Here is a 17,651-nt window from a genome sequence, read left to right as displayed (position 1 = left end):
GACCATGCAATCCCTTCCTGATCTCGAAGCCTGGGCCATCTTTGCGCGCGTCGCGGAAACCGGTTCGTTCGCGAAAGCCGCGGAACTGCTCGGCATCTCGCAACCGACCGTATCGAAGGCCATCGCACGCCTCGAAAAGCGCCTCGGCGCGATGCTGCTGTACCGCACGTCGCGCAAGCTGGCGCTCACGCCGACCGGCGAACTGCTGCGCGACCGCGCGATCCGCCTGCTCGCCGATGCGGAACTGATCGAGAGCGAGGCCTCCGCACAAGCGCTCGAACCGCACGGCCTCGTGCGCGTGAACGCGCCGATGTCGTTCGGGCTGCGCCATCTGTCGCCGCTGCTGCCCGCGTTTCTCGAACACTATCCGCGCGTCGACATCGACCTCGTGCTGACCGACCACATCGTCGACATCGTGTCCGGCGGCTTCGACGTCGCGATCCGCATCGCCGAGCTGAGCGATTCGTCGCTGCGCTCGCGCCGCCTGTGCGCGGTGCGCCGTCCGCTCGTCGCATCGCCCGCGTATCTCGACCAGCATGGCCGGCCCACGCATCCGCGCGACATCGAACAGCACGTGTGCCTCACCTACACGAACCTGCCGACGCCCGAGTACTGGCGCTTTCGCAATCCGGCATCGGGTGAGGAAACCGGCGTCTCGGTGCATGGACGCATCCGCACCAACAACGCCGACGTGATCGCCCCCGCGCTCGTCGCCGGTCACGGCCTCGCGCTGCAGCCCGAATTCCTGGTGTGGGACGAATTGCAGCGCGGCGAACTCGAGGAAGTGATGCACGACTGGAAGATCGCCGACATCAACGTCAACCTCGTCACGCCGCCCGGCATGCTGCGCGCCGCGCGCGTGACGGTGCTGCTCGATTTCCTCGCCGAACACTTCGCGCACGCGCCGTGGGCACTGCCCGCGGCCTGAGCGCGCGGCGACCGGCGAGCACCGCGGCCGGCGCATGCATCGCGCATGCACAATGCATGCCGGCCGCGGCGATCCGGCCGGTGGCCGGTTACTTCGCCGGGACGGCCGCGATCGACTCGTGCGGCGTCGCCGTGCGTTGCGGCGCCTTGTGGACCATCGTGTACGCATAGTCGACGCCCATCCCGTACGCGCCCGAATGCTCCTTCGCGATCGCCATCACCGCGTCATAGCTCTCGCGGCGCGCCCAGTCGCGCTGCCATTCGAGCAGAACCTGCTGCCACGTGACGGGCACGACACCCGCCTGCACCATCCGCTGCATCGCGAAATCGTGCGCGGCCTGCGTGGTGCCGCCCGATGCGTCGGCCACCATGTAGATCTCGTAGTCGCCTTCGAGCATCGCGCACAGTGCGAACGTGGTGTTGCAGACTTCCGTCCACAGACCGGATACGACCACCTTCTTGCGGCCGTTCGCGGCGAGTGCGTCACGCACCTTCTGGTCATCCCACGAATTCATCGACGTGCGTTCGAGCGTCTTCTGGTTCGGGAACACGTCGAGCAGCTCGGGATAGGTATGACCCGAGAAGCTCTCGCTTTCGACCGTCGTGATCGTGGTCGGGATGTTGAACACCTTCGCGGCCTTCGCGAGACCAACGACGTTGTTCTTCAGCGTCTGGCGATCGATCGACTGCACACCGAACGCCATCTGCGGCTGCTGGTCGATGAAGATCAGCTGGCTGTTCTGCGGAGTAAGTACTTCAAGCTTCGGATTGCTCATGGCGCATGGCGTCCTGTGAACGAAAAAAGGGCGGCCTTCCTCGACCGTGAAAACGGGAGGAGCCGGCGGTGTGTCGTACCGGATCGTCATCCGGCTCGAAATATTTAATCCGAAAACGCGTAGCGCGAACACCCAACAAACAGAATCGATGCGATTCCGGAAACGGCGTCCGTTCGGGGCCGCCCGCTCTTTTTTTCTTCACGCAAACCCGATACGCTTTCAAAACTTTGACGGTGCCGTTGCGGTGCCGCTCGGCCATCACGAGGCGCTCCTCCATGAAACCGTATGTCTTCTCGCTGCTCGCCGGCATCCTCGCCGGCGTCATCTACGGCGCGATCGGCGTGAACTCGCCCGCGCCGCCGATCATCGCGCTCACCGGCCTGCTCGGCATGCTGGCCGGCGAACAGATCCTGCCCGTCGCACGCCGCATGCTCGCCGGCCATCGGCTGAACGCCGCATGGCGCGACGCGAAGTGCAGCCAGCACATGTTCGGCCCGCTGCCCGGCGGCAGCACGAACGAACGCAAACCCTCATGATGCGCGCGCCCCGCACTTGCCGCACATGAGCAACGTCGAGCTGTTCCATTACCTGCTGCTGTTGATCTGCGGCGCCGGCGCGCTCACCTTGCTCGCGGAGCGGATCTCCATTCCACCGGCCGTCGTGCTGCTGCTCGGCGGCTGCGTCGTGGCCGTCGCCGGCAAGCGCGTGCCCGACATGGACCCGGCGCTGCTGCTCGCGGCCGTGCTGCCGCCGCTCCTGATGTCGAGCGGCTTCTACACCGCGTGGAAGGAATTCCGGCACGAACTCGCCTCGATCGCGTCGCTCGCGCTCGGCGCGGTGGTGTTCACGACGGTTGCGGTCGCGCTCGCCGTGCATGCGGCCAATCCGGCGTTGCCATGGGCCGCATGCTTCACGCTCGGCGCGATCGTGTCGCCGCCCGATGCGGTCGCCGCGAAGGCGATCCTGCAGCGCCATCCGCTGCCCGCGCGGCTCGTTGCGGTGCTCGAAGGCGAAAGCCTCGTCAACGATGCGTCGGGCCTGCTGCTGTATCAGATGGCCGTGTCCGCCGCGCTTGCCGTCACGCTCACGACCGCGAGCGCCACCGGCCTGTTCTTCTCGCTCACGCTGATCGGCATCGCGGTCGGCCTCGCGTGCGGCCATGCGATGTGCTGGGTGCTGCAGCGCCTGCGCGAGCCGATGCTCGGTATCGTCGTAACCTTTGCGATGGCGTGGGGCAGCTACGGGATCGCGGAAGCCGTGCACGGCTCCGGCGTGCTGTCGGTCGTGACCTGCGGCCTCGTGCTCGGCGTGCGCCAGCATCGCGTGTTCGGCGCCGACATGCGGATCAAGGCGAAGGCAACCTGGGAAGCGATCGTGTTCGTGCTCGACGCGCTCGTGTTCATCCTGATCGGCCTCGCGCTGCACGCGATCCTCGCGCGTGTGAACCACGAAGGCGCGGTGCTGATGGCCGGCCTGCGCGTCGCGCTGCCGGCGACGGCCGCCGCGATCGCCGCGCGCGTCGTATGGGTGTTCGTCGCGATGTGGCTGCCGGGCCGCCTGCGCGCCCCGCGCGCGGGTCATGCGCCGTGGTCGTGGCGTGAGGCCGTCGTGCTTGGCTGGTCCGGCATGCGCGGCGTCGTGAGCCTCGCGGCCGCCATCGCGCTGCCGAGCGACTTCCCCGGCCGCGACCTGATCCTGTTCAGCACGTTCCTGCTGATCATCGCGACGCTGGTCGTGCAGGGCGGCACGCTCGCGCCGCTGATCCGCGCGCTGAAGCTGCGCCCGGCCGCGCGGCACACGATGTCCGAGCACGCGGTGCGCGCGCATACGTTCGGCGCGGCGCTCGCCGAGCTCGACGCGCGCGAGCAGCGCGGCTCGGGCCTCGAACGCGCATCGCTCGACCGGCTGCTGACCGAATATCGCAGCCGCGTCGCGCTCAACGAACGCGCGCACCGCGACGGCGCGGAACCGGCGGACATGCGCGCGCGGATGCTGCGCGTCGAGCTCGAGCTGGTCGGCGTGTCGCGCGACGCGCTGCTCGACCTGCACCGCGACGGCCGGGTCGACGACACCGTGCTGCACCGCATAGAATCCGAGCTGGATTTCGAGGAACTGCGGCTGCAGCGTCTGCTCGAACCGTAACATCCGGCCATGCCCGGCCGGCTGCCGGGCCACCCTCTTCCCCACACGGAATTGCAATGAGCGAACTGTCCGTCGAAGCGAGCATCGGCTCGGTCGATTACCTGGTCCATTTCACCGACGGCGTCCATCAGTGGCGCGCCGACGAACCCGCATCGCTCGGCGGCGGCGATGCCGCGCCGACGCCCGTCGCGCTGCTGCTGTCGAGCCTCGGCGCCTGCACCGCGATCACGCTGAAGATGTACGCGCAACGCAAGGGCTGGCCGCTCGCCGAAGTGCACGTGAAGCTCGCACACGAATCGGGCAGCGCAGGCAGCACGATCGTGCGCCGCATCACGCTCGACGGCGACCTGTCGGACGAGCAGCGCGAGCGGCTGCTGCAGATCGCGAACGCATGCCCGGTGCACAAGATCCTCACGCACCCGATCACGATCGATACGGCCATCGCCTGACGTATTGCCTCCGACCCACGAGATCCCCACCATGTCCGCATCGATCAAGACCCTGCTCACGCCGCGCGAAAGCGACATCGGCAACCTCGTCGTGCGCCGCGTGCTGCCCGCGCGCGCCGCCCGCCTCGTCGGCCCGTTCATCTTCTTCGACGAGATGGGGCCGGCCGTGCTGCCGGCCGGCAGCGGCATCGACGTGCTGCCGCATCCACACATCGGCCTCGCGACCGTCACCTACCTGTTCGACGGCACGCTGATGCATCACGACAGCCTCGGCTTCCGCCAGAAGATCGTGCCCGGCGACGTGAACTGGATGACGGCCGGACGCGGCATCGTCCACTCGGAGCGTTCGCCCGACGAAGACCGGCCGCATGAGCAGCCTGTGCACGGGATCCAGACCTGGGTCGCGCTGCCGGTCGAGCACGAGGACACCGCGCCCGCATTCGTGCATCACGCGGCCGATACGCTACCGTCGTTCACGCGCGACGGCGCAAGCGTGCGCGTGATCGCGGGCACCGCGTTCGGGCTCACGTCGCCGGTCGCGGTGTTCTCGCCGACGCTCTACGCGTATGCGCAATTCGCGGCCGGCGGGCACCTCGCGCTCGATGCGGAACACGACGAGCGCGGCGTGTATCTCGTCGACGGCGACCTCTCGATCGACGGCACGCCGCTCGCGAGCGCGACGATGGCCGTGCTCGAACCCGGCGCGACCGTGGCGCTCGCGAGCACGAACGGCGCGCGCGTGATGCTGCTCGGCGGCGCGCACCTGCCGGGCGAGCGGTTCATCGAATGGAATTTCGTGTCGAGCGAGCGCGCGAAGATCGAGGCGGCCCGCAACGCGTGGGCCGCGCAGACCTTCGGCAAGGTGCCGGGCGAAGAGAACGAGTGGACGCGCCAGCCGGAGCGCAGGGCACAGTAAGTCGGTCCGTTCATCGACGCACGACGGCCGGCACGCACGCCGGCCGTCGTCCGTTTACCGCTTCAATCCCATCAGCTTCGCGAGCACCGGCCAGCGGTCGAGCGATTCGACGAACGCGCGCCGCGCCTGCTCGTCGACATAGCGGGCCGGATCCAGCGCGGGCAGGTGCCGCGCGAGGCCGAGCACGTCGTTCGGTTGCGACAGGCGATCGTCGTCGCCTTCGCCAATGTTGATTACTGTTCGTCGATCCATACACCATCCGGAGTCTTGACTGCGTAGCCGGCGTTCGTCTGCATCGTCACCGTGCCTTCGTTCTCGCCGACCATCCGCGTGCTCGGCAAGTCGGCCGCGTATTGCGCGAGCGTCACACCGGACTTGAACGGGCTGTTCGACACGAGATTCGACAGCAGCTGCGCGAGCGCGAGGAAGCTCGTCGGCTGGTCGATCACGGTCGTCGCGCCGTGGTTGCCGGCGAAACCGACGAGCCGCACGCCGACCGGCCCGTGAATGATGCGCGGCGTCGGAATCTCGCGCAGCCCCGCGACCTGGTTCTTGTCGCCGCGCAACGCGGCGCCGTGCTCGGGCACGAACACGATCACCGCGCGCCGGCCCGACTGCGCGATCAGGTCGGCGAGCCGGTCGAAGTCGTTCATCAGCCTGGTCGCGCGCTGCGGATACGAATCGATGCTGGTCAGCGAGCTGCCCACCACGCGGTTGCCGTCGTGCAGGCTGATCGTGTTGTAGTACAGCGCGACCGGCCCCGGCACCGACGCGCGCTGCGCGTACCAGTTCGCGAGCGTGCCGTAGTCGTCCTTGATCGCCGAGCCGTCGAACGCGTGCATCGCGACCGGTGCTGCCGCATTCGAGATCATCGGTGCGTCGGGCACGCCGATGTTGTCGTGAATGACCTGCAGGAAGTTGTCGAAGTGGCCATCGTGGTTCAGCAGCGACTGCACCGTGTAGCCGGCGGACGCGAGCTGCGAGAACAGGTAGCACTGCTGCGGCGCGCTCTTGTACAGGTCCGCATGCGCTTCCTGCCCGCAGCTCGCGCGCAGCACGCGGATCGCGGCCGGGCCGCTGTAGCTCGCGGCCGTGCTGAAGTTGTTGAACAGGTAGTCGAAGTGGCTCAGCATCGGGTGGTTGCGCACCTTCGCCGCATCGAGGTCGTCCCACGACAGCGAGCAGATGTGCAGCACGATCACGTCGAACTGCGCGGACGGATCGCTCGCGAGATGGCCGAACGCGACCTGCCGCTGCGACTCCTGCGCGCGGAACGTCGCGAGCGCCGCATTGTGATCCTCGGGCTGGCCGGAGCGCGCGCCCGCCGCGTTGGCCTGCTGCGGAAGCGGCGCGACGACCCGCGCCATCAGTCCGTTGCCGGCCTGCCACAGCGGCATCACGATCAGCACGGCGAGCACGAAGGTCGCGACGCGCACCCAGCGGTTGACGATGAAATAGACGATCAGCACGCCCACCACCGTCAGCACCAGCACCGGCGGCAACAGGCGCGGCAGCAGCTCCATCCAGTAGTCGAGGCGGAACGTGCTGACCTCGCGCGCGGCTTCCGCGAGGCGCGCGAGCGGCGGCGCATGCAGTTCGCGCGCGAAGAGCGGCACCGCGATCGCGATCGCGACGAGCTGCCGCACGACGCGCCATACGCGCTGCCGGATCGGCGCGCTCGCCGCGAGCGCCAGCGCGAACGCGAGGTTCGCGAGCCACATCGGCTGCAGATGGCCAGTCGCGAACAACGCGAACTTCAGGATGAAATACAGATTCCAGAACGTCATCTAAACCACTCCGTGATGGGCGCCGCGTCAGTCGCGCGCCCGATCGAGCTTCGGTGCCAGCATCGACTGCACGCCGCGCGCCACACCCTTCCACATCCGTACGTAACCGTCCAGGCCCACGCGCAGCACTTCCTTCAGCCCGCGCAGCGGCGTGTCCGCGCGCGTGCCCGCGTGCCAGTCGAGCCACGCGTCCGCACGGCCGAACGTGCACTGCACGAGCTGGCGCTCCTGCTCGAGCGTCAGCGCCTCGAAGCTCACGCCGACGTGGGTCGGCGTCACGCGGCTCACGCGCACCGGGAACGGGAATGGCCGGTCGCCGCGCGTCACGCACACCGTCAGCGTGTCGCCCACCGCGAGCGGCAGCCCCGGCACCGCTTCGAGGCCGAGCCCGCCCGTGGAGTAGTCGCTCGTGAAGCATGCGGCCGTCGAACCGTCGGCAAGCAGCAGCGTCGCCGGCACGCGCATCGCGATCCGGTGCGTGACGCGCACCTGCTTGGTCTCGCGCGCGACGGCCAGCGCCGCGCCGAGCATCGCGAGGTTGTAGACGGTCCAGCCGAGCGTGATCAGGATCGTCGACGCCTCGTCGCCCTGCTCGGCCACGAGCCGCCACAGTCCGGCCGCGATCGCGAGCACGTTCAGCGCGAACAGCACGAGGTACGGTTTCGACGTGGACCAGTCGACGTAGCCTTCGTCGATCTTGCCGCCCTTGTCGGTCACGTTGAACTTGCCGTGCTTCGGGCTGAAGAATGCGACGGTGGTCGGCAGCGCGATGTACCACGCGAGCACCGATTCGTAGACCTCAGCCCAGAACGAATGGCGATAGCGCCCCTGCATCCGCGAGTTCGCGACGTTCGCGAGCACCAGGTACGGGATCACGTAGCTCGCGAGCGCGATCGACGACGCATTGATGAAGTACAGATGGAAGAACAGGTACGCGAGCGGAATCGTCAGGAACACGAGCCGCGGGATCCCGTAGAAGAAATGCAGCATCGCGTTGCCGTAGCAGATCCGCTGGATGAAGCCGAGCCCGCGCCCGAGGAACGGGTTGTCGATGCGGAAGATCTGCGCCATCCCGCGCGCCCAGCGCGTGCGCTGCTTCACGTGGCCCGCGAGGCTCTCGGTCGCGAGGCCCGCCGCCTGCACGGTCGGCAGGTACGCCGACGTATAGCCGCGGCGATGCAGCTTGAGCGCCGTATGCGCGTCCTCGGTCACGGTCTCGACCGCGACGCCGCCCACCTCCTCCAGCGCGGTGCGCTTGAGCACCGCGCACGATCCGCAGAAGAACGTCGCGTTCCACAGGTCGTTGCCCGACTGCACGAGCCCGTAGAACAGGTTGCCCTCGTTCGGGATCTCGCGGAACGTGCCGAGGTTGCGCTCGAACGGATCGGGCGAGAAGAAATGGTGCGGCGTCTGCACCAGCGCGCATTTCGGGTCGTGCAGGAACACGCCCATCGTGGTCTGCAGGAACGAGCGCGTCGGCACGTGATCGCAGTCGAAGATCGCGATGTATTCGCCGTGCGTCTTGGGCAGTGCGCGGTTGATGTTGCCGGCTTTCGCGTGACGGTTGTCGTCGCGCGTCAGGTAGCCGATGCCGGCCTCCCGCGCGAACGCCGCGAACTCGGGGCGCCGCCCGTCGTCGAGCAGGTACACGCGCAGCTTTTCGGTCGGCCAGTCGATGCTCTGCGCGGCGAACACGGTCGGCTTCACGACCGACAGCGGTTCGTTGTAGGTCGGGATGTAGACGTCGACGCTCGGCCAGCTTTCGGGATCGTCGGGCAGCGGCACGATCGGCCGGTCGAGCGGCCACGCGGTCTGCACGAAGCCGAGCAGCAGGATCATCCACGTATAGGCTTCGGCGCCGTACAACAGATAGCCGGCGACCGCCTCGACGGGGCTGCGGAAATCGAGCGTCTGGGTCGTGCGCCACCACACGTAGCGCACCGTGGCGAGCAGCGCGAGCGACGCGAGCGCGAGGGTCGGCAGATGGCCCGGCAGGCGACGCAGCGCGAGCGCCAGCACCGCGACGATCGCGAAGAACGCGAATTGCGCGCCGGGCATCAGCGGCGACATCCCGGCCGCGGCCCACATCAGCGCGCCGGCGATCAGCAGCAGCGGCGCGAGCCAGCGGTGCCGGCCGACGCCGTGCGCACGCGCGTCGAGCCAGCCGCCCCAGCGCGCCCACGGCAGGCGCTCGAGCAGCGCGTCGACGCGTGCGCCGAGTGCGCGCACCACGACGTAGACCGGCACGACGAACTTGTCGAACCACGCGAGCGGATCGCGCGCGGGCTGGCCGTCGGCCGCGCGCGGCGCGCGCACGATCGAGCGCCACAGCCATTCGCGCGGGCTCAGTGGCTGCAGCACACCCCACTCGCGTGCGAGCCACAGGAAGGCGGTGCGCATCCAGCGGCGCACGCGATCGGGCCGGCCGGGCGGCGGCGCATGGAAGAACAGCCGCACGAGCCAGTCGAGCAGCGTGCGCTGTGCCGGCAGCCCGATCCCGTGCGCGCACCAGTCGGTCGCACGTCGGACCGCGGCACGCCAGCGCGACGCGAACGCGGCTTTCATCGCGACGCTCCCGCACGGCCGGCCGCGGCCGCCGCGAGCCACGTGTCGACCCAGTTCGCGACGCCGTTCAGGTCGTGCGACACCTGCGAATACGGCGCGTCGTCGAAGATCCAGCTGCCGCGCGCGAGCGTTTCGGGCACGGCCGCGTCGACGTGGATCCGCTGTTCGAGCATCGACGCCGGCCCCGCGACCGCGCGCAGCATCGCGAGCGCATCGCGCTGCATGTCGCGCGCCGGGTTCAGCCGGTTCACGACGATCCGCAGATCGCGGTGGCCGGCTCGCAGCGCGTCCAGACGCGCGGCGACGGTTGCGCAGGCGGCCGGTTCGGGCGGCACGACGACGAGCGTCAGGTCGGCGCGGCGAATCGCCTGCTCGGCCTGTGGAGACGGATAGCGGGCCGTGTCGACCAGCAGGACACCGTCGGCCGGCAGCGCGATTTCGTCGAGCGCGCGCGACAGCCAGGCCGGATCGGCCGCGAGCCGCGCATCGCAGGCGGCAGCGCCTGCCGCATCGACCTGCCCGTACGGCACGAACAGCACGCCGTCGGCATTGCGCCACGTATGCGCGTGCCACGGCGCGGCGTCACCGAGCAGGCTGTGCGCAAGCCCGTGTTCGGCCAGCGTGTCGAGCCCGAGCGTCGCGCCCATCAGGTTCTGCGCGTCGAACTCGACCGCGACGACCGGCCGGCCGCGGCGTGCGAGCAGCACCGCGAGCGCGGCGGCGAGCGTCGTGCGGCCCGCGCCGCCGGTGGTCGACGTGATGGCGATCGTCTTCATTGCGCGGCCTCGTCGACGCCGCCGGCATCGGGCAGCAGGCGCCCGCGCAGCGCGACCGGCACGAGCTCGCACGGCACCGCTTCGCGCCGCTGCAGCCCGCGCGGCGCATGAAAACCGCGGCCGATGCCCAGGTGCTGCGCGACGATCCACACCGGCACCGCGATCGCGATGCCGACGATGAATCCGATGACGAGTTCGGCGATCATGCGTCCTCCGGCTTGCGCAGCGGCATCGCGCTGCGGATGGCGCCGCGCGTGCGCGCGACGGGAATGTCGGGTTCCGGCACCGATGTGTCGACGGGCTCGGGCGCCAGCGTCGCGCCGATCGCCTCGAGCGCGACAATCGTATCGATCGCGTCGATCGCACTGCTGACTTCGCTGATGTCGCTCGCTTCGGCCGACGCCGCGCCGAGATCGGCGCGCGCCGCCGGCGCACGCGCGGCGCCCGCCGGCTGCGTGGCCGCGAAGAGGTCGCTGTAGTCGGCGATCGGCGCGCGCCGGTTCTCGGTCTTCAGCGCATCGAGCTCGGTGTCGATGCTGCCTGCCCCGAGACACACGACGCGATCGGACAGCGTATCGACCGGCACGTCGAAGATCCGCGCGAGCGCGTCCTCGGCATCGGCCGGCTCGCACGCGAACAGGAACACGTACAGGTGTCCGGCATCGGCCGTCACGACATCGCCCGCGCGGCGCGGCCGGCAGTGCCGCAGCGCATCGACGTGCGACACGCCGGGCAGCAGCGCGATCTTCGCGAGCGTCTGCGGCAGCGCGAGCACGGCGCCGCGATCGAGCACCGCGCGAATCCGCAGGCAGAACGCGCCGACCGGCAGGTAGCCGAGCACCGAATCGCCGAGCGCCGCCGCGAGCGCCGCCCGATAGTCAGGCGCGACGGGCCGCGCGTAGAGCTGCCCGCGCAGCGCGTGCACGGCGGCCTGCATCCGCGACGCCGGCAGGTCGCGCGCGACGACGCGGTTCGCGCCGACGCTCAGCACCAGCATCTCGAACTGCTGGCGCAGCACCTCGTCGCGTTCGACGACGGCGATCTTCAGTGCACCGCCGCACTGCCGGCGCAGCGCGTGAACGGCTGCGCACAGCGCCTCGAGTTGCGCATGCGAGCGGAACGCGAGCACCGCGGTCGCGGCCTGCGCGTGCGCACAGGCCGCGACAACCGCTGCGTTGTCGTCGACGATTTCCCAGCCGGCGGGCACGCGGCCCGCGTCATCGAGCACCGCGCGGCTGACGACGACGCGATCCTCGTCGGTTGCGAGCTTCATCCGGCGCGACGGTTCGACGGCGCCGCCGTCGACGATCGCCGCGAGCCGGCCGCCCGGCGCGAAGCGCAGCGGCCGTACTTCGCCGGCCGCGAGGGTCTCGCCCGCGCGCCAGAAATCGACGACCCACAGCAGCTCGCCATGCGTGCGCTGCAGCTGCGCGACGCCCGAGCACACGCCATGAAAGCCGCTGCGCGGCGCGCGATTCGCGTCGCGCACGAGCGGCGGATCGTCGGTGTCCGGATCGGCGCCGGTGCGCACGATCTCGGGATCGACCAGCAGCACCAGCGCGATCCGGTGCGTGCGGCACCAGTCGGCAAGCGCGTGGGCTTCTTCCGCGAGCGCGGCCGGATCCTCCCAGCTGAACCAGCGTTGCGCACCTTCGATGAAATACAGCGAGCGTGCGCGAAAACCGTAACGCTTCATCGCGCGCAAGCCGCCTGTGAGCCGGGCGAACGGACCGGGCGCCGCGCGGCGCGCCGCGGCGGGTTCGATCGCGGCATCGCCGTCGGCCGCCGCGGGCGCGGGCGGCATCGCCAGCACGTTCAGGTTGCGCGGCCAGCCGGCCGGCTGCGCGCCGCCCGCGAAACCGCGCGCCTGCATCTGCGCGGCAACGCGCGCCGCGTCGCGAGACAGCACGACCGTCACGTCGCGCGTGCGCGACTGCCGCGCGCTTTCCCACACCAGCGCGTCGCACGCCGGCGTGCCGGCGGCCGCATAGACGACGTACAGGCCGCCCGCTTCCAGTTGCGTCCAGGTATCGGGCAGCCCGTCGATCGCGAGCCGGCTCAGCGGGCCGGTACGGCCGCCCACCGGCCCCATGCGCAGCAGCGCGCGCAGGCGGCCCAGCAGGCTGGCGGCGCCGAGCGCGGGACGGGTTGCATCGATTTCCGTATTCACGCGTTCCTCTAGTAATCCGAATAAAGCCGTACCGGCGTCGGCGTGACGAGCCAGCTGCGCTGCGCGCGTGCGTCGAACGCATAGCGCAGGTACACGAGCGCCGAACTCGGCGCATAGTCGTGCGACCGGTCGACGTGCAGTTGCGCGCCGACGCTCAGGTGCGGATTCACGCGATACTCGACGATGCCGTTTACGCCGTACGAGAACGACACGCCGCGCGTCGAGCTGCCCGTGTAGACGAGTCCGGCGGCCTCCTGCAGGGCGCGCTGGTCCGTGAAGGTCGGGTAGAACAGCGAATCCTTCTCATAGCTGTTCGAGATCCCGGCCGTGACGGTCAGGTCCCACGACAGCGCATCGCGCCGCCCCGCCCACTCGATCGGCACGCCGAGCGACAGGTAGCGCTGCGGGCTGTAATAGCCACCCTGCCCGTACGTGTAGTAGCGCAGGTTCTGCGCGTAGTGCCACGCGTTGCCGACGAGCCCGGTACTCACCTTCATCGTCGCACGTTCGTACACGGGCACCGTGAAACCGGAGCGCAGCGTGACTTCCGCATTGCGCTCGACGTTCTCGCCGGACAGCACGCCCGCGCCAAGTTCGGCGAACACGTTCACGCGGCCGACGTCGACCGATGCGCGCAGGTTCACGCCATCGCGGCGCACGCCGCCCCACACCGCACCGGTCCACGGATCGCGCATCCCCGCATACGACAGCACGCTGCTCGTTTCCGGCCGCCGCGACGCGTTCACGGTGAAGCTCGCGGGGCCCGCGTCGAAGCGATAGCGCACGCCGCCGACCAGGTAATGCACCGGGAAGCCGAGCGGCGACGTGCCGAGATCGAAGCGCCACGCGTCGGTGCGATAGCCGGCGCCGATCGCGACGCCCGTCATCGGCTGGTGCAGGTCGCCCTGTCGATTCGCGATCACCCCGGCGGCCAGCAGATTCCACGGAAACATTGACGATCCGGCCAGGGCGTTGAGCCCCCCGTAAGTCCCGAAGGTCTTCAGCGAATACGCGTTCGGGTCGCGCGTATCGAGCGTGCCGGCATCCAGATGCACGGTGTCGAGCTGCAGGAACGCATGCCCGTCGTAGCGCACCGGCACCTGCATGTAGATCGGCACCTGCTGCGCGCGGTACGCGGAAATCCCTTCGTCGCCCGACTTGTACGCAGGCAGCCAGCCGATCTCGATCTCCGGGTCGCGCCGCTGCTCGAGATCCGCGAACGCGGCCTGCGCGGGCGTGCGGCCGTCGCGGCCCGGGCTCACGCCGCTCGCGCGTTCCTGCGACAGCGACAGCCGGTACAGAGACGCCGCATCGTCATAGCGGCCCTGTGCCTCGGCCACGCGCCCCGCTGCAACCGTCACGTCGGCGCGCGCCGGATACGCGGCCTGCAGCTCGTCGGTTACCCGCGCGGCTTCGTCCGGGCGGCGCAGCGCGTTCAGGCGGCGTACGACCGACAGTCGCGTATCGACGTCGTCGTCCGGCGTGCGTGCGAGCACGGCCTGCACGCGGGCGAGTGCGGCCGCGCGATGGCCGCTGTCCTCGTCGATCCGCGCGAGCGCGAGCTGCGTATCGGCATCGTCCGGCGTGCGCGCGACGAGCGGCGCGAGTGCGTCGCGCGCCGCATCGTAGTGCCCTTGCGCGCGTTCGAGATCGGCCAGTTCGAGTGCGTAGCGCTTGTCCGCGCGGCCGGCCGGGGTCGCACGATCGAGCAGCGTGCGGGCGCGCGCATAGTCCTGCTGCGCGATCGCGTCGTCCGTCTGCCGCAGCACGAGCCGCAGCGACTGATCCTCGAGGCGCGCGGTCTGTGCGGGCGTCAGTGCCGGTTCGCGGCGCAGCGTATCGAGCCACGCGGCGAGCGCGTCGTCGCGCCCCGCGCTGCCGAGCAGGTCGCCGTAGCGCAGCCGCACGTCGGTATCGGCCTCGTGCGGATGCGCGGCGATCCAGTCGCGCAACGGCGCGAGGCCGCGCTCGGGTTCGCCCGCATCGATCCACTGCGCGCCGATCGCGGCCAGCATGTCGGGATCGTCCGGCGCGCTCGCCTGTGCATGCGCGAGCGACGCGGCAAACGCCGCGCGATCGCCGCGGCCAAGCGCGCCGCGCGCGTCGGCCAGCGCGCTTTGCGCGTCGAGCTTGCGCGCGAGCGCACGCATGCCGTCCGAGCGGTGCGCGTCGTCGACGCCCGCGAGCGCGGCCTGCGCGCCGGCGATGTCGTCGAGCGAGTTGCGATACAGCGCGGTCGCATAGCGCATCTCGGGCGTATCGCTCTGCGCGAGCCCGTCGTCCATCACCGTGCGGCCGAACTGCGGCAGCCCCATGTCGCGATACAGCCGCGCGAGCGCGAAGCGCGTCCACGGCGCATCGGGCGCCGCGCGCACCGCTGCTTCGTAGCGTTGCGCGGCCGGCCCGCGTTCGCCCTTCTCCGCAAGCGCCCGCGCCTGGTTCTCGAGCAGGTCGGCGCGCAGGCCGTCGAGCGCGCGGCGATCGTCGCGGCCCGTCACGCGGCCCTGCAGCGCGTCGAGCAGCGGGCCGATGCGGTCCGCGCGGCCGGTGTTCTCGTACAGCGTCGCGGTGTCACGCACGGCCGACACGTTCGGCGAACGGGCGGCCAGTAGTTCGCGCAGCAGCGGCTCTGCGCGTGCCCAGTCGCGCTGCGCGAGCAGCGCATCGGCGAGCTGCAGCTTCGCGTCGGGGCTGCCGGGCTGCATCGCGAGCGCGGCGCGCGCCGCGCGCTCGGCGTCCTGCGACCGCCCGGCCGAAGCCGCCGCGCGGCCTTGTGCGAGCAGCCCCCAGAACTGCGCGGTGCGCGCGAGGCTCTGCCACTTGCCGCGCTGGTCGGTCGACAGCGCCGCGGCACGCGTGAACAGCGCGCGCGCTTCGTCGTGCCGGCCCTCGCGCAAACGCAGCAGGCCGAGCCCGCCGAGCGCATCGGCATCGTCGGAGCGTGCCCGTGCGGCGCGCGCGAGCAGCGGATCGGCGCCGGCCAGGTCGCCGCGCGCGAGCGCCTGCAGGCCGCGCTGCTGCGCGATGTAGTCGGGATCGCGTTCGAGCCGGCGCTGCACGTCGCGCTGCCGGTCGAGTGCGGCGACGCGATCGCTGAATTCGGTGTCGTCCGGCACGAGCGCGAGATACGCATGCAGCGCATCGAGATACGCGGGATCGTTGCCGGCCGACTGCAGCACGCGCCGCCACACGGCCATCGCTTCCGTATGGTCGACGTCGGCCCGCTTCGCGAGCGACCACGCGATCCGGTTCGCTTCCGCGCGCGTGTCGTCGCGCTGGTTCAGGAGCCGCGCGAGCGCCAGCGCCGCGCTCGCGTCCTGCGGATCGGCCGCGACCGCGCGGCGCAGCGCGGCGACCGCCGGCTCGCGGCCGCCCGGCGCGTTCGAGACGATCTGGTAGTACTCGGCACCGAGCGCGCCGGCCGGCGCGCCGTTCGGAAACAGCGCGACGATCCGCCGGGCCGCCTCGTCGGCGCGGCCGCTGCGCGCGAGCAGGCGGATCTGCGCCATCTCGCCGCGCCCGCTCGTCGCGACGCGGTATTCGTCGGCCGCGCGCCGCGTGTCGGGCGCCGCGCTCGCGCGTGCCTGCAGGCGTGCCAGTGCGGCCTGCGCGCCTTGCGCGTCGCCGAGCCGCAGCAGCACGCGCATCTGTTCCGCGAGCAGTTCGGGATCGTCCGGCGCGATCAGGAGCCCCTTGCGCAGCGCATCGCGCGCGAGGTCGTCGCGATGCTTCGCGCCCCACATGCGGGCGGTCGCGAGCTGGCGCCGCGCGTCGGACGGATCGGCCGTGGCCGGCGCCGGCGCGGCCTTCGGCGCGACGGTTTTCGGCGGCGTCGCGGCGACGGCGGCCGCGGCGGGCACCGCCGCCCAGACCGACGACGCAAGCCACGCGAACCCCGCGACGCGCGGTGCGGTGCGCTTCATCGGACCGCGCATGGACGGCCCTCCCAGCGCGCGTCGAGCGACCCGTCCGCGCCGAACCGGTAGCGGCCGTCGCGCCAGCCGAGGCCGAACAGCGTCAGCACGCTCGTGTAGTAACCGGGCGCCGACTGGCGCGCGAGCGCATCGACACGGGCCGCCTGCGCATCGGCGAGCGCATGCTGGCCGCGCGCGTCGAGGAACGGCACGGCCGCCGCGGAGAAGCCGCCGTTGCCGTCGTTCGGCCCCGCGACGCCGGTCGTCGTGTCGACCTTTTCCGGCGGCGCGCCATGCGCGGCGATGTAGTCGGCAAAGGGTGCAAACCGCGCGAGCAGCGGCGCGGCGAGCGGATCGGCACGATCGAGCATGCCGGCCCACAGGTACACGCGGATCGCGTTGTACGCGCTTTCCGCGTGGGTCTGCGGATCGGGCCCGAAGCCGGCGCCCGCACGATACAACGACCAGTCGGGCGAAAAACCCTTCGGCGCGGTGTCGAGCAGCACGCGGCCGGTGCTGGCCGCGAGCGCGGCCCAGCGGCGATCGTCGGGCAGGCGCGCCGCGAGCCCGCGGATCACCTGCGGCGGCGAATAGCTCGGGTTCACGCGCCATTGACCATTGGCGAGCTTGAACCCGGTCGGGCCGGGCAGCAGCGTGAGGCCGAGGCCCGGCACGCTGGCCGTCTCGTCGTCGAGCACGCGCTTCGCGAGCAGCGCGCCACGCGCGGCATAGCTGCGCTCGCGCCACAGCCGGCCGGCTTCGACGAGCGTATAGGCAATCCACAGGTCGGCATCCGACGCCGCGTTCGCGTCGAGCACGCGCCATGCGCCGTCCGGCGCGCGGCCCCACAGCCACGCCGGCAGACGAGCGCTCAGGTCGCCCTGCGCGAGGTTGTTCTCGGTCCATGCGAGGATCGTGTCGAACGTGCGCCGGTCGTTCGCGACGAGCGCGAAGAACAGTCCATACGCCTGCCCCTCCGATACCGTGCGCGAATCGGCCGAACCGACGTCGATCACCCGGCCGTCGGCCGACACGAAATCGCGCTTGAACGCATCCCAGCGCGGCCACGCCGCGCCGCACTGCACATCGGTCGCACCGCTTTGCGCCGCCTGCGCGCGCCCGGCGGCGCCGGTCGCCGCGCACGCTGCCGCGACGGCCAGCACGAGCGTCGCGCCGGCGCGACATGCCGGCTGCGTGGCCCGTCGCCTTGCAAATGCCCACGCCATCCG

15 protein-coding genes are annotated in these 17,651 nt (G+C 70.8%); 5 read left to right on the top strand and 10 right to left on the bottom strand.

Annotated features, from left to right (window positions below; genetic code table 11):
* Positions 1 to 4 precede the first annotated feature (4 nt).
* Positions 5 to 928, top strand: a complete 924-nt coding sequence (locus AC1Z3W_RS25860) for a LysR family transcriptional regulator (protein WP_057928336.1) — start codon at positions 5 to 7, stop codon at positions 926 to 928.
* An 88-nt stretch (positions 929 to 1,016) separates the two neighbouring features.
* Here AC1Z3W_RS25860 and AC1Z3W_RS25855 read toward each other — a convergent pair whose 3' ends face one another.
* Together AC1Z3W_RS25855 and AC1Z3W_RS25850 are read right to left on the bottom strand one after the other, a co-directional pair.
* A complete protein-coding gene (locus AC1Z3W_RS25855) occupies positions 1,017 to 1,703 on the bottom strand; it encodes a hydrolase (protein ID WP_124833218.1) in 687 nt (228 codons plus the stop codon).
* Positions 1,684 to 1,980, bottom strand: coding sequence for a hypothetical protein (locus AC1Z3W_RS25850; RefSeq protein WP_124833219.1), 297 nt, complete (start codon positions 1,978 to 1,980; stop codon positions 1,684 to 1,686). The genes AC1Z3W_RS25855 and AC1Z3W_RS25850 overlap by 20 nt, the downstream gene beginning before the upstream one ends.
* Here AC1Z3W_RS25850 and AC1Z3W_RS25845 point away from each other — a divergent pair.
* The 4 genes from AC1Z3W_RS25845 to AC1Z3W_RS25830 are packed head-to-tail and all read left to right on the top strand — an operon-like array spanning position 1,979 to position 5,210.
* Entirely contained in the window at positions 1,979 to 2,239 is a 261-nt protein-coding gene (locus AC1Z3W_RS25845; RefSeq protein ID WP_057928337.1) for a XapX domain-containing protein, read from the top strand. The genes AC1Z3W_RS25850 and AC1Z3W_RS25845 overlap by 2 nt on opposite strands.
* Positions 2,240 to 2,264: 25 nt before the next feature.
* A complete protein-coding gene (locus tag AC1Z3W_RS25840) occupies positions 2,265 to 3,845 on the top strand; it encodes a Na+/H+ antiporter (RefSeq protein ID WP_483508756.1) in 1,581 nt (526 codons plus the stop codon).
* Positions 3,846 to 3,901: 56 nt separating this feature from the next.
* Entirely contained in the window at positions 3,902 to 4,294 is a 393-nt protein-coding gene (locus tag AC1Z3W_RS25835) for an OsmC family protein (protein ID WP_124833220.1), read from the top strand.
* 31 nt (positions 4,295 to 4,325) lie between these two features.
* The gene (locus AC1Z3W_RS25830) at positions 4,326 to 5,210 is read left to right on the top strand and encodes a pirin family protein (protein ID WP_124833221.1); all 885 of its coding nucleotides are present in this window, start codon (positions 4,326 to 4,328) and stop codon (positions 5,208 to 5,210) included.
* Positions 5,211 to 5,264: 54 nt separating this feature from the next.
* On the opposite strand, the gene AC1Z3W_RS25825 is transcribed toward AC1Z3W_RS25830, so the two are convergent.
* Genes AC1Z3W_RS25825 through bcsZ form a run of 8 tightly spaced genes read right to left on the bottom strand, consistent with a single transcriptional unit; the run spans position 5,265 to position 17,648 of the window.
* Entirely contained in the window at positions 5,265 to 5,462 is a 198-nt protein-coding gene (locus AC1Z3W_RS25825) for a hypothetical protein (protein ID WP_006761544.1), read from the bottom strand.
* A complete protein-coding gene (gene bcsG, locus AC1Z3W_RS25820; protein WP_124833222.1) occupies positions 5,444 to 6,997 on the bottom strand; it encodes a cellulose biosynthesis protein BcsG in 1,554 nt (517 codons plus the stop codon). The genes AC1Z3W_RS25825 and bcsG overlap by 19 nt, the downstream gene beginning before the upstream one ends.
* A 27-nt stretch (positions 6,998 to 7,024) precedes the next feature.
* Complete coding sequence (gene bcsA, locus AC1Z3W_RS25815) at positions 7,025 to 9,562, bottom strand: UDP-forming cellulose synthase catalytic subunit (protein WP_057928435.1); 2,538 nt, start codon at positions 9,560 to 9,562, stop codon at positions 7,025 to 7,027.
* The gene (bcsQ, locus tag AC1Z3W_RS25810; protein WP_057928342.1) at positions 9,559 to 10,338 is read right to left on the bottom strand and encodes a cellulose biosynthesis protein BcsQ; all 780 of its coding nucleotides are present in this window, start codon (positions 10,336 to 10,338) and stop codon (positions 9,559 to 9,561) included. The genes bcsA and bcsQ overlap by 4 nt, the downstream gene beginning before the upstream one ends.
* Complete coding sequence (locus AC1Z3W_RS25805; RefSeq protein ID WP_057928343.1) at positions 10,335 to 10,544, bottom strand: hypothetical protein; 210 nt, start codon at positions 10,542 to 10,544, stop codon at positions 10,335 to 10,337. The genes bcsQ and AC1Z3W_RS25805 overlap by 4 nt, the downstream gene beginning before the upstream one ends.
* Positions 10,541 to 12,508 carry a cellulose biosynthesis protein BcsE gene (gene bcsE / locus AC1Z3W_RS25800; protein ID WP_175826922.1) on the bottom strand — a complete coding sequence of 656 codons (1,968 nt, stop codon included), beginning with the start codon at positions 12,506 to 12,508 and terminating at the stop codon, positions 10,541 to 10,543. Before bcsE ends, AC1Z3W_RS25805 begins: the two co-directional genes overlap by 4 nt.
* Before the next feature lie 8 nt (positions 12,509 to 12,516).
* Positions 12,517 to 16,443 carry a cellulose synthase subunit BcsC-related outer membrane protein gene (locus AC1Z3W_RS25795; RefSeq protein WP_483508754.1) on the bottom strand — a complete coding sequence of 1,309 codons (3,927 nt, stop codon included), beginning with the start codon at positions 16,441 to 16,443 and terminating at the stop codon, positions 12,517 to 12,519.
* On the bottom strand, positions 16,428 to 17,648 hold the full coding sequence (gene bcsZ / locus AC1Z3W_RS25790) for a cellulose synthase complex periplasmic endoglucanase BcsZ (protein ID WP_175826920.1): 1,221 nt from the start codon (positions 17,646 to 17,648) through the stop codon (positions 16,428 to 16,430). The genes AC1Z3W_RS25795 and bcsZ overlap by 16 nt, the downstream gene beginning before the upstream one ends.
* Between the last annotated feature and the right edge of the window lie 3 nt (positions 17,649 to 17,651).

The organism is Burkholderia sp. 10_S31 (assembly GCF_056930375.1).
Note: the sequence above shows the minus strand (reverse complement) of the source record. Positions and strands in the feature narration are given on the sequence as shown.